The 12,503-nt window shown below is 69.5% G+C and carries 10 protein-coding genes; 6 read left to right on the top strand and 4 right to left on the bottom strand.

The window, feature by feature from the left end; genetic code table 11:
• Window positions 1-26: 26 nt before the first annotated feature.
• Window positions 27-527 carry a MarR family transcriptional regulator gene (locus tag ABZX02_RS33630; protein ID WP_355304322.1) on the top strand — a complete coding sequence of 167 codons (501 nt, stop codon included), beginning with the start codon at window positions 27-29 and terminating at the stop codon, window positions 525-527.
• Here ABZX02_RS33630 and ABZX02_RS33625 read toward each other — a convergent pair.
• Together ABZX02_RS33625 and ABZX02_RS33620 are read right to left on the bottom strand one after the other, a co-directional pair.
• Entirely contained in the window at window positions 524-1,414 is an 891-nt protein-coding gene (locus tag ABZX02_RS33625; protein ID WP_355304320.1) for a hypothetical protein, read from the bottom strand. The genes ABZX02_RS33630 and ABZX02_RS33625 overlap by 4 nt on opposite strands.
• Before the next feature lie 84 nt (window positions 1,415-1,498).
• Complete coding sequence (locus ABZX02_RS33620) at window positions 1,499-2,599, bottom strand: S1 family peptidase (protein WP_355304318.1); 1,101 nt, start codon at window positions 2,597-2,599, stop codon at window positions 1,499-1,501.
• Window positions 2,600-3,099: 500 nt separating this feature from the next.
• On the opposite strand from ABZX02_RS33620, the gene ABZX02_RS33615 reads away from it, so the two are divergent.
• The gene (locus ABZX02_RS33615) at window positions 3,100-4,806 is read left to right on the top strand and encodes a S8 family serine peptidase (RefSeq protein WP_355304316.1); all 1,707 of its coding nucleotides are present in this window, start codon (window positions 3,100-3,102) and stop codon (window positions 4,804-4,806) included.
• Between the two features lie 58 nt (window positions 4,807-4,864).
• Here the strand turns inward: ABZX02_RS33615 and ABZX02_RS33610 are convergent, their stop codons facing one another.
• On the bottom strand, window positions 4,865-5,314 hold the full coding sequence (locus ABZX02_RS33610; protein WP_355304314.1) for a hypothetical protein: 450 nt from the start codon (window positions 5,312-5,314) through the stop codon (window positions 4,865-4,867).
• A gap of 33 nt (window positions 5,315-5,347) precedes the next feature.
• Here ABZX02_RS33610 and ABZX02_RS33605 point away from each other — a divergent pair, with 33 nt between their 5' ends.
• Genes ABZX02_RS33605 through ABZX02_RS33595 form a run of 3 tightly spaced genes read left to right on the top strand, consistent with a single transcriptional unit; the run spans window position 5,348 to window position 6,821 of the window.
• Window positions 5,348-5,590, top strand: coding sequence for an ATP-dependent Clp protease adaptor ClpS (locus tag ABZX02_RS33605; RefSeq protein WP_355304313.1), 243 nt, complete (start codon window positions 5,348-5,350; stop codon window positions 5,588-5,590).
• Window positions 5,587-6,081, top strand: a complete 495-nt coding sequence (locus tag ABZX02_RS33600) for a hypothetical protein (protein ID WP_355304311.1) — start codon at window positions 5,587-5,589, stop codon at window positions 6,079-6,081. The genes ABZX02_RS33605 and ABZX02_RS33600 overlap by 4 nt, the downstream gene beginning before the upstream one ends.
• Entirely contained in the window at window positions 5,991-6,821 is an 831-nt protein-coding gene (locus ABZX02_RS33595; RefSeq protein ID WP_355304309.1) for an ATP-dependent Clp protease adaptor ClpS, read from the top strand. The genes ABZX02_RS33600 and ABZX02_RS33595 overlap by 91 nt, the downstream gene beginning before the upstream one ends.
• Here ABZX02_RS33595 and mshC read toward each other — a convergent pair.
• Window positions 6,818-8,056, bottom strand: a complete 1,239-nt coding sequence (gene mshC, locus ABZX02_RS33590; protein WP_355304307.1) for a cysteine--1-D-myo-inosityl 2-amino-2-deoxy-alpha-D-glucopyranoside ligase — start codon at window positions 8,054-8,056, stop codon at window positions 6,818-6,820. The genes ABZX02_RS33595 and mshC overlap by 4 nt on opposite strands.
• A gap of 237 nt (window positions 8,057-8,293) precedes the next feature.
• Here mshC and ABZX02_RS33585 point away from each other — a divergent pair, with 237 nt between their 5' ends.
• Window positions 8,294-12,448, top strand: coding sequence for a glycoside hydrolase family 2 TIM barrel-domain containing protein (locus ABZX02_RS33585; protein ID WP_355304305.1), 4,155 nt, complete (start codon window positions 8,294-8,296; stop codon window positions 12,446-12,448).
• Window positions 12,449-12,503: the final 55 nt, after the last annotated feature.

The following is a 12,503-nucleotide window of genomic DNA, read 5'->3' as shown; positions in this document are numbered from 1 at the left end:
CGGCTGACGAAAGGGATGATGCCGCCGTGACGAGTGCTACGGAGCGTGACACGCAGGCGGTGAGCCAGTTCGTCGAACGGTTCGGCGGGATCCTGGCCGACACCGGCGTGCCCCGCATGCCGGCACGGATCCTCGCGGCCCTGCTGACGACGGACTCGGGACGGCTCACCGCAGCCGAGATCGCCGATCTCCTGCAGATCTCCCCGGCGGCGGTGTCGGGCGCGGTGCGCTACCTGACCACCGTGCAGATCGTGAGCCGCGAGCGCGAACCCGGATCACGCCGCGACGTCTACCGGATGCGCGACAACGTCTGGTTCGAGGCGACGTTCCGCAAGGACCAGATGCTGGTGATGATCGACGAGGTCCTCACCGAGGGCGTCGAGGCGCTCGGCGCGGACACCGACGCGGGGCTGCGGCTGGACGAGACCCGCGAGTTCTTCCGGTTCGCGCACGGCGAGCTCGGCTCGATGCTCGACCGCTGGCGGGTGCACCGCGAGAAGTGGATGGAAGAGCGTCAGGGCGACTAGTCCGGCCGGGTGACTCTCGGGTCTTCCCACCACCACGTCACAGCGCCGTCCGCGTGCGGCACCACCGCGTTCAGCTCCACCTCGTCGTCGGCGAGGAAGAGGTCGAATCCCGTGCTGGTCACCTCGGCGATCTGGGCGTCGTCCTCGACTCCGCCCCAGACCTCGCGGTGGACCAGCGCGCCCGTCCGCAGCGGAGCGGAGAACGCGGTGAAGGTGTGCTCCAGCAGGCGGATCCGCAGGTCGGGGTTCGCGGCGACGCTGACGAGCGACCCCGGCTCCACCCCGGCGATCACGTCGTCGACGGTGTCCGGGGACAGCAGGTGCCACCGGATGCCGCCGACACCGAACGCCCACCGCTCCCCCAGCAACGTCGTCCCGCTCACGGTCGCGGCGCGCACGGCGGACCAGAACTCCTCGTCCGCCACGACGTCGAAGAGCTCCTCCCTGCCCATGATGTCCGGCTGACCACCGCGCCACTTGATCGTCAGGTGTTCCTCCGGCAGGTCGTCCAGCCGCTCCTCCACCGCGTCCCAGACGGCCTGGATCGCGGGCACGAACACCCACGAGTCCCAGCTCTGCTCGATGCGCAGGACATCACCACCCACCAGGCGGAACGACACCTCCTCGGAACGGCGCAGCATCTCCACGAACAGCTCGGCCGCCCGATCGGCCGGGACGCGGACACCGTTGCGCCACCACGCCACGTCTTCCGGGAGCGGACCGTTCACGCTCAACGCGTCGATCTCCAGCGAGTCGACCCCGGCGGCGGCGATGCAGATGTTCAGCACCTCGGTCAGCTCCGCGGCGAACCCCGGCCAGGCCGCCGCCTCCCCGAGACGGGATCCGATCTCCTCGTCGTCGGGCACCACGAACACTTCGACGTCCATCGTTCCATCCGCGAGCACGCGCCGAGCATGCCAAACGGGGGCGGCTCCACCGTTCAAGTGGAACCGCCCCCGCGTGCGACTACATCAGCCCGTGGTGAGCGTCAGGCCGTAGGCCTCGAGGATCTCGTTGACCGGCTGGTAGTAGGTCGTGCCGCCGCTGGTGCAGTCACCAGAGCCACCGGAGGTGACGCCCTGCGCCTGCGTGCCGCTGACCCACGAGCCACCCGAGTCACCGGGCTCCGCGCACACGTTGGTGCGGGTGAGGCCGCTGACCGAGCCCTCCTGGTAGTTCACCGTCTGGCTCTTGGCCTGGACCTCGCCGCAGTGCCAGCCCGTGGTCGAGCCGGAACGGCAGATCGAGGCGCCGACCGCGGACTCGGTGTGACCGGAGACGATCACGTCCTCACCGCCGTAGTGGTTCACCTTGGCCGTCGAGGTCCACGACGAGTTGGTCTTCACGAACGAGTAGTCGTTGCCAGGGAAGGACGACTTGTCGAACTCGCCCATCGCCGTCTTGTCGACGCCCGTCACCGTGTCGCCCGGCGACCCGCAGTGACCGGCGGAGACGAAGCCGCCCTCCACCGCGAAGCCAACGGAGCAGCGTCCGGCGTTGTTGATGTAGTAGGCGTCACCACCGCGGGTGTCCTTGAACAGGCGCGGCGCCTCGTCGGTCTCGACGACCTTCGCGACGGTGCCCGCCTTCTCCACCAGCGACTGGGCCGCCTGGGTCTGGCCGCGCTTCACGGTGATGGTGACCGCGTTCGCCTTCGTGTCGACGTACCAGCCGGTGACCTCGGACGGGGCCGGCGTCGCGTCGAGCTTCGCCTTGGCCGCGTCCAGGTCGCTGGCCTTGTGCGCGACCGTCCGCGGTTCCGCGCCGAGCTTGCGGAGCCGGTCGGTCTTGGCCTCGTCGGTCACGCCCACGACGAGCTTGCCGGTGGCCGCGTCGAACCACGCGCCACCGAAGCTCTCACCGGCGAACCCTTCGGCCACCCGCTGCAGGGCAACGGCCGCGCTCTCCTGGCGCAGCCTCTCCGCCGCCTGCGTGGCGTCCAGTCCCAGGTCGCGCTGCATCGCGGCGAGCAGGTCGGCGGACGGTCCCTCGGCGGCGACGGCGGCAGGGGAGACCGTCGTCGCGAGAGCGCCTGCCAACACGGCCACAGCTGCGACAGCCATGCGCTTCATAGGCATTTCTCCTTGATCTTCGGTTTTGTGCAGGGCCGGTGTAACGCCGGACCGGGCAACCGCGATGAGGAGATAGCTGTGCTGCAACACAGCGCGTACGACACCGGATGAATGGCGTCCCCAGGCGGCGAACTGCCCGATCAGTTCGTTCCTCCGTCTGGGCGACGCTACTTCGGCATGTCTACCGGACGGTAGGGTCGATCGAGGGGTGGACCTCGCGGCGCCCGAGTTGATATAGGGAATGCAAATTCCTTCTCTCAGCCTATTTCCGTGACGCAGAGCGACCATTCGACCTGCCACGAAATGTCAAAACTGTCAACAGTCCGCACTCTCCGGCGTATCCCTCTGACCTGCGGTTTAGGGCTAGCGTGCTGGTCACCCTGTTCCCTGCACGAGGGAGAAACCCTGCCATGCGAAGAGTCTTGGGTGCGGGACTCACAGCCGCTGCCGCCGTGTGTCTGGCCGCCGCTGTGGTTCCAGCCGCTTCCGCTCAAGAAAACGTGGGGACGATTCTCGGCGCCGACCGCGCCAAGGTCGTGAAGGACAGCTACATCGTCTCGCTCAAGGCCGGAACGGCGTCGAGGGCCGCCGCACCGGAACTGGCGGGACGCTACGGCGGCCAGGTCGGCAAGGTCTGGCAGCACGCGCTCAACGGCTTCTCGGTGAAGATGACGGCCCAGCAGGCCGCCCGCCTCGCCGCGGACCCGAGGGTCGCGTTCGTCGAGCAGGACGCCGAGGTCAGCCTCCTCGACGTGCAACAGAACCCGCCGTCGTGGGGTCTCGACCGCAGCGACCAGCGCGACCTGCCGCTGAGCAACAGCTACCAGTACGACACCACCGCGTCGAACGTGACGGCGTACATCGTCGACACCGGTGTGCGCACCACGCACCAGACGTTCGGCGGCCGCGCCACCTGGGGCACCAACACCTCCGGTGACGGCAACAACAGCGACTGCAACGGCCACGGCACGCACGTCGCCGGCACCGTCGCGGGCGCCGAGTACGGCATCGCGAAGGCCGCCAAGGTCGTCGCGGTGAAGGTGCTCAACTGCCAGGGTTCCGGCACCATCCAGGGCGTCGTCGACGGCGTCAACTGGGTGACCGCCAACGCCGTGAAGCCGGCCGTCGCGAACATGTCCCTGGGAGGCGGAGCCGCGGCCGCCCTGGACACCGCCGTCCGCAACTCCGTCGCGTCCGGTGTGACCTACGCCGTCGCGTCCGGCAACTCGAACACCGACGCGTGCTCGTCGTCCCCGGCCCGCGTGGCCGAGGCGATCACCGTCAACGCGTCGACCAACACCGACGCGCGCGCCTCGTTCTCCAACTACGGCACCTGCACGGACATCTTCGCGCCGGGCCAGAACATCGTGTCGGCGTGGCACACCAGCGACACCGCCACGAACAACATCTCCGGCACGTCGATGGCGTCCCCGCACGTCGCGGGTGGCGCGGCCCTGTGGCTCGCCACGCACCCGACCGACAGCCCCGCCGCCGTCTGGGCGGGCCTGAATGGCGCGTCGACCCCGAACAAGATCACCAGCCCTGGCTCGGGCTCCCCGAACAAGCTGCTCTACACCCTCTTCGGTGGCGTGCAGCCGGGCAACCCGTCGGTGACGAACCCCGGCACGCAGACCTCCACGGTCGGCGCCCCGGCGTCGCTGCAGCTCTCGGCCTCCGGCGGCACCGCGCCGTACAGCTGGTCCGTGAGCGGCCTCCCGGCCGGTCTGTCGGCGAACGCCTCCGGCGCCATCTCCGGCACCCCGACCACCGCGGGCACCTCGTCGGTGACCGCGACCGTCACCGACTCGGCCGGCAAGACCGGCACGGCCACGTTCTCGTGGGTCGTCAACGCGGTCGGCGGCAGCTGTGACGCCCGCACCAACTCGACCCCGGTCGCCATTCCGGACCAGTCCACCGTGACCAGCACGATCGCCGTCTCCGGCTGCGCGGGCAACGCGTCGGCCACCGCGTCGATCAAGGTCTCGATCACCCACACCTACAAGGGCGACCTCGTGGTCGACCTGGTCGCGCCCGACGGCACGGTGTTCAACCTGCACAACCGTTCCGGCGGCTCGGCCGACAACATCAACGAGACCTTCACCCGCAACCTGTCGGGTGAGGCCGCGAACGGCACCTGGACGCTGCGCGTGCGCGACGCGGCGTTCCTGGACACCGGCACGCTGAACAACTGGACGCTCGACGTCTGATCGTTCCTCCGCTGAACGAACCGCCCCCAGCGCTTCCGCCCTGGGGGCGGTTCCACGTTCAGGCCTCGTCGAACCAAGACCGCCGTTGCTCGAACCACTCCTCCAGGTCGTCCTCGTCGAGCTCGTCGTCGAGCAGTGCCAGCACTTCCTCGCGGTAGGGGTGGTCACTCGCCCGCACGAAGGCGACCGTCTCGCGCGCCCCGGCCGCGTGCAAGTGCTCCACGTCGTACATGCAGCCGGCGTCGAAGTTGGCGCGCTTGAGCGCGAAGTGCCGCCAGACGTCCTCGACCCGCCGGTGTCGCGCCAGCAGGAAGCCGGCCAGGGCGGCCTGCTCGCCGAGTCCCTGGGAGTTGGCGCGGCACAACACTTCCTGGTCGACCAGGAAGCGCAGCAGCGGCAGGTCCTCCGGCTTCGGATCGCGGGGCAGCGTGCTCAGCACCTCACCGCGTGCGGCCTCGTTGACGTCCTCGCCGTCCGGACCGCGCTCGAACCGCAATGCGTCCGTCACCGGTCCATTGTGGCCGTCGCGCATACTCTGCCGGTGAGTTCTGGGGAGAGATGGCGGGTCGCCCTCCACAACGACGACCACAACACGTTCGCGGTGGTGCACTACTTGCTGCGCAAGATCTGCGGACTCGACTGGGAGGCCGCACGCGACCTGACCATGAAGGTCCATTTGACGGACGGTGCCTATGTCGGCGCGTACGACCGTGAGACCGCGGAGGCGCTCACGGTGGAACTGCTGCGAAACGGGCTGTCGGCGAGCGTGCGGAGGGCCGCGTGACGGGGCCGTTCACCGCCGAACCGGTCGAGGGCGGCGTGCGCGTGGAGATGACCAGGTGGTTCGCCTGGGTTTTCGGACGTGCTCTGCGGCGGCTGTCCCTGAGCTACCGGCACGGCAACCCGCTCTACGCGCTGCAGAGGCCCTTCCGGATGGGGCGGCACGCCTCCCTGCTGCAGGGCCTCTACCCGGAGGTGGCGCCGTCACCGAAGGAGTCGAAGGACTTCCTGCGGCGGCACCGGGACGTGCTGGCGGACCGGGCACTCCTCGAACGGGTGCGAGCGCGCTGGCAGGGCCGGCGGCCGATCCTGCTGACGCACGCCGAGGTCGATGAGTGGATCGCGGCCCTGGGCCAGGTCCGGCTGCTCTTCGAGGCGAGGTCCGCGCCCAAGACAGCGATCATGTGGACGAGCCTGGCCCAGGAAACCCTCGTGCTGGCCGTTGCCCCGGACACGTTCACCGAGCCACACCACCAGCGGGAGACGACCACGTGAATCCTGGGGACAGATGGAGCGTCGTCGTGCACAACGACGACCACACGCCGTACGCCGTCGCCTGGCACCTGCTCCGCACGATCGGCGAGTTCGAGACGGACACCGCGCGCACCCTGACGGAGATGATCCACCACAACGGCAGCGCGGGGTTCGGCAAGTACGACCGCGCGAGGGCGGAGTCCGTGGCGCTGAAGTTCGTGCGCGCGGGGATGCGGGCCACGGTCCAGCGCGCGCTGCCCGACGACGGCCCGTACTTCACCGCGACGCGGGTGGGCGAGGGCGTGCTGGTGGAGGTTCCCGGGCAGTTCGCGCGGGCGTGGGAACCGGCGTTCCGGATGCTGGAGAACATCTACCACCGCAACGTGGTCATCTCCGGGCTCCGCTTCCCGCGGCCGGTCATGACGCGGCGGCCGTTCCTGCGCAGGATGTTCCCGGACGTCGCCGAGTCGCGGTGGCGGTCGGCGCTGCTGCGGCGGCGCCACCGGACGCTGCTCGCCGACCGCGCGCTCGTCGACCGGGTGCGGCGGCAGTGGCTCAATGCCGAGTCGCTGGTGCTGACCACCACCGAGGCCGGGGACTGGATCGTGGTGATCGGCCAGATCCGCGCGCTGCACCTGCAGTTGCGCAAGGCGACGGCGCTGCAGTTCCAGACGCTCGCCCATGTCCAGCAGCAACTGGTGGCGGCAGTCGATCCCGAGGTGGTGGCCGCCGGTCCGGCGGCCACCGAACAGCCTGCTTAGAGCTCCACGCCCAGAAGCGCGTCCACGGCCGTACGAACGTGCTTGGGCCCGTGCTTGTCCGACCCGCCGTGCGCCAGCGCCTCGTCGGCCCACGCGTCCACGGCCGCGAGCGCCTTGGGCGTGTCGAGGTCGTTGCCCAGGTGGTCGCGCAGCCGCGTCACGGTGCCCACAGCGGACGGTCCGGAGTCGAGCGCGGCGGCGCGGCGCCACTTGTCGAGGCGGTCCAGCGCCTCGTCCAGCAGGGCCTGGGTCCACGGGCGGTCGGCGCGGTAGTGGCCCGCGAGCAGGGCCAGCCGGATGGCGTTCGGGTCGACCTTCTCGGCGCGCAGCTTCGAGACGAAGACCAGGTTGCCGCGCGACTTCGACATCTTCTCGCCGTCGAGGCCGATCATGCCCGCGTGCACGTAGTGGCGCGCGAACGGGTGCTGGCCGGTCTGCGCCTCGGCGTGCGCGGCCGAGTACTCGTGGTGCGGGTAGATCAGGTCGGAGCCGCCGCCCTGCACGTCGAAGCCGGTGCCGAGGCGGTTGTGCGCGATGGCGCTGCACTCGATGTGCCAGCCGGGCCGACCCTCACCCAGTTCCGACGGCCAGGAGGGCTCGCCGGGACGCTTCACCCGCCACAGCAGCGCGTCGAGCGGGTGCTTCTTGCCGGGACGGTCCGGGTCGCCGCCGCGTTCGGCGAACAACCGGAGCATCGTCTCCTCCGAGTAGTTCGACTCGTAGCCGAACCGCCCGGTGGCGTTGTGCTCGAAGTAGATGTCGGGGTGCTCCGCGTCGTCCACGCGGTAGGCGTGACCGTCGGCGACCAGCTTGGCCACCACCTCGACGATCTCCGGGATCGCCTCGACGATGCCCACGTAGTCCTGAGGCGGCAGGACGCGCAGGGCCTCCATGTCCTCGCGGAACAGGGCCGTCTCGCGCATGGCGAGCACCACCCAGTCGTCCTTGTCCCGCTCCGCCCGCTCCAGCAGCGGGTCGTCGACGTCGGTGACGTTCTGCACGTAATGCACGTTGTGCCCGTTGTCGAGCCACACGCGGTGCACGAGGTCGAAGGCGAGGTAGGTCGCGGCGTGGCCGAGGTGAGTCGCGTCGTACGGCGTGATCCCGCAGACGTACAACCTGGCGGTGTCTCCTGGAGCCGTGGGGCGCACCTCGCCCGTAGCCGTGTCGAACAGCCGCAGCGGGCGGGGGTCCCCCGGAACCCGCGGCACAGGAATCGATGACCAGGTCTGCATGTATCCGACACTAACGCGTGCCGCCGGGAGGAGCGTGATTTCCGGCTGTTGGGACGGCCACCCCGCGATTCGTTCGGACAGAAAGAGCGGACATCCGTTGACGGGCTCCGCGCGGCGCCCCTAGCTTCCGAAGGCATGCTTCGTGTCGTCGTAGCCACGGTGGTAGCGCTCTCACTCTCCCCGGCAACCGCACACGCCGAACCCCTGGACGCCTTGGCGTATCTGGAAAACCCCAGAATGACCGGCGAGCACCAGGAACCCCCGCACCCGGACCTGAAGCCCGAACGCAGGCTCACTCTGAACGGCGAGTGGCGCCTGCGGATGTTCGACAAGCCGCAGGACGTCCGGGACACGCCCGACGGGTGGCGCACGGTCGAGGTCCCCCACACGTGGCAGACCGACTTCCTCGACCACCCGATGTTCCGCAACGTCCCCACCGAGATGTACCCGGACGCCCCGCCGGCGATCCCGCGCGACGTCAACCCGACCGGCGTCTACGAGAAGACGTTCGACCTGCCGTCGAACTGGGACCGCACGCTGCTCCGGTTCGAGGGTGTGACCAGCGGTTACCTCGTGTGGCTCAACGGCGCGTACGTCGGCTACGACCAGGGCGGCTACACGCCGGCCGAGTTCGACGTCACCGCGAAGCTCAAGCCCGGCCGCAACACGCTGAAGGTGCAGGTCCACCGCTGGGGCTCCGGCTCCCACCTGGAGGACTTCGACCAGTGGCGGTTCTCGGGCATCTTCCGCGAGGTCTGGCTGTACTCGACCCCGAAGACCTACCTCCGCGACGTCACGATCAAGACCGACCTCGACGCCCAGTACCGCGACGCCACGCTCAGCGCGGACGTGCAGCTCGGCGGCCCCGTCGAGGGCCACACCGTCCGGACCAGGCTCTTCGACCCGCAGGGCCGCGAGGTGCCGGTCGCGGACGGCAAGGTCGCGAACCCCCTGAAGTGGACCGACGAGACCCCGAACGTCCACGAGCTGCGGATCGAGCTGCTGAAGGACGGCCGGGTGATCCAGACCGGCAGGCAGCCCGTCGGGTTCCGGAAGATCGAGATCGCCGACCGCCAGCTCAAGATCAACGGCAAGCGCGTGCTGTTCCGCGGCACGAACCGGGCCGAGACGAGCGTGCACGGCAGCAGGTACGTCACCCGCTCCGACCAGGAAAAAGACGTCGAGCTGATGAAGCGGTTCAACATCAACGCCGTGCGCACCTCGCACTACCCGAGCGACCCGTACTTCTACGAGCTCGCGGACCGCCACGGCCTGATGATCGCCGACGAGGTGGACGTCGAGACCCACCACCACGACGGCTGCCCGAACAACTGCCTCGCCGAACGCCCCGAGTGGCAGGACGCGTTCCAGGACCGCTTCGTCGCGATGATGCAACGCGACAAGAACCACCCGAGCGTCGTCATGTGGGACACCGGCAACGAAGCAGGCCTCGGCAAAGCGCACTACACGATGGCCGAGTACGCGAAGAAGAACGACACCCGCCCGCTGTACCACCAGCCGAACGTGCCGGACGGCGACGCGCCGTTCGTGGACGTGGCCGGCCCGCGGTACCCGTCGCCCGCGAGCCTGGAAGCCAAGGCCAGGACGACGACCAAGCCGATCATCATGGGCGAGTACGCGCACGCCATGGGCAACAGCCTCGGCAACTTCAAAGAGTTCTGGGACGTCGTGCGCGCCTATCCGCAGGTGCAGGGTGGTTTCATCTGGGACTGGGCCGAGCAGAACATCGCGCTGCCGCTCTACACGACACCCGACGACGCCAACGGCATCCTCTCGTACCTGTCCGGCAAGCCGTCCCAGGTGGACGGACCGCACGGCAAAGCGTTGCAGCTCAGCGGACTCGACGACTTCGTGGAGGTCTACCGCGACCGCAAGCTGGACGAGGTCGGGAGCGGCCTGACGCTGGACGCGTGGGTCAAGCCCGACACGTGGACCGGCGACTTCACCGTCATCTCCAAGGGCGACCACCAGTACGCGCTGAAGATGTCCAACGCGACGACGTTGGAGTTCTTCGTGCACAGCGGTACGTGGCGCACGGTCCGTGCGACGGTTCCAGCGGACTTCTACGGCAACTGGCACCGCGTCACCGGCACGTTCGACGGCACCACACTGCGGCTGCTGATCGACGGCCGCGAGGTCGCCGCGACGGACTTCACCGGCTCGGTCGACTGGTCGCACTGGCCGGTCAACATCGGCCGCAACTCCGAGACCATGCAGGAGAACGTCGGCACGCGGATGGCGCACGGCGCGGTCGACCAGGTCCGGATCTACCACCGCGCGCTGACCGCCGACGAGCTCGCCGCGGACCCGAAGCGCGAGGCCGTCCTGGCGCTCGACTTCGAGGAGCTGGAGGACAAGGGGCGCCACCAGTCCTACGGCGCGGGCACGGGCGGCGTCGACGGCGTGGTGTGGGCGGACCGCCGGCCGCAACCCGAGACCACCGAGCTGATGGCGGTCCACTCCCCCATCCGGTTCTCCTTCGCGGACAACAGGCTCACCGTGGTGAGCGAACGCCAGTTCACCGGCACCGACGACCTCGAACTGCGCTGGGAGGTCCAGGACAACGGCCGTACCGTCGCCCGGCACCGCGGCCCGTTGCGGCCGGGCACCACGGCGGTGCCCGACTTCCGGGCCGGCACCGAACGCTGGCTTACCGTGCGCGCGACGGACCGGCGCGGCACCGACGTGGGCATCGCGCAGTTCCCGCTGGGCGGCACGCAGATCACCGGCCTGCACACCCCCGGCACGCCGGGCAGGCTCACGACCACGCAGAACGACTCCGAGGTCGTGCTGTCCGGCAAGGACTTCCGGTACGTGCTCAGCAAGAGGACCGGCACCCTCACGTCGATGCGCGTGCGGGGTACCGAGCTGCTCCACACCGGCCCGGAGCTCGACGCGTGGCGCGCGCCGCTGTCGAACGAGTTCATGAGCGAGGACTCGTCCTGGTACCGCAGCGGCCTCGACCGCCTGAAGACATCACCAGCCGACATCACTGTCTCACAGGGCACCGACACTCTCGTGACGGTGCGGTCGACCGCCCAGGCGGTGCGGGACGCGTCGTTCGCCCAGACCTTCACCTACCGCGTCACCGGGGACGGGGAGATCAGCATCGGCCACCGGGTCGCGGCGAAGGACCGCATGCGCGACCTGAGCTACCTGCCCGGCATCGGCTTCACCCTCAAGGTCCCCTCCGACTTCCAGAAGTTCACCTGGTACGGCCGCGGTCCGGGCGAGAACTACGACGACCGCAAGTCCGGCAACCCGGTCGGCGTCTACCAGTCCACTGTGGATCGTGAGTTCAACGACTACTACAAGCCGCAGGACTTCGGCAACCACGCGGACACGCGGTGGGCGACGCTGTCCAACGGCCGCGCGGGCCTGCTCGTGGCGGGCGATCTGGACGTGCGCGTCTCACGGTACGACGACCTCGACCGCGCCGCGTACCCGTTCGCGCTGAAGAAGAACGACGGCTGGACGACGTTGCACGCCGCGCACCGCGTGACAGGCGTCAGCGAGACGTTCCACGAGCCGTTGCCGCAGTACCAGGTGGAGGCGGGCAACGAGTACGCGTACTCCGTGCTGCTGCGTCCGCTCACGCCGGTGGAGGCGGCCACGGGCAAACTCGGCGACAGGGCGGACTGCACTCCTAAGGCCGATCTGCGCGCCTCCGACACGACGCTGGAGCCCGGCGAGCAGGTCGAGGCCGAACTGGTGGTGACCTCGCCGTGCCCCGGCCCGATGACGGCCCGGCTGACCGCGCCCGACGGCTGGTCCGTCGCCCCCGCGTCCGTCGACGTCTCCGGCGGTTCCGCGCGGGTGACGATCAAGCGCGAGGGCGGGGACACCGGTACGCGCCCGGTCTTCGCTGAGGTCGTGGCGGGCAAGGCCACCTCGACCCTGACGCGCGACTTCACCGCCACGCCGCGCCCGCCCTCGGGTGACGCGGCGGTGTCCGCGCTCGAGTTCCTCGGCGAGCGCAACGGCTGGGGCCCGCTCGAACGCGACCGCAGCAACGGCGAGGAGCAGTCCGGCGACGGCAACCGGATGAGCCTGCGCGGCACGACGTTCGACCGGGGCGTGGGCGTGCACGCCGACTCGGAGTTCCAGGTCTACACCGGCGGCAGGTGCACCGCGCTGACCGCCACGATCGGCGTCGACGACGAGACGGTAGGCACCGGCACCGTCCGGTTCGAGATCCTGAACGACAACCGATCGGTGTACCTGAGCCCGGTGCTGACAGGACAGAGCGCAGCCGTTCCGATCACCGTGGACACGACCGGAGCAACGGTCGTGACGTTCCGGGTGACGGACGGAGGCGACGGCAACGCGCACGACCACGCGGACTGGGCCACCCCCGTCCTGAGGTGCTGAAAATTGTCAGACCCCAGGCGTACCGTGGGATCAAGGCATTCGCCGCTGAAAGGCG

Origin of the sequence: Lentzea sp. NPDC003310 (assembly GCF_040610935.1) — a bacterium.
Lineage (GTDB): Bacteria > Actinomycetota > Actinomycetes > Mycobacteriales > Pseudonocardiaceae > Lentzea.
This window is presented reverse-complemented; position numbering and strand designations above follow the sequence as displayed.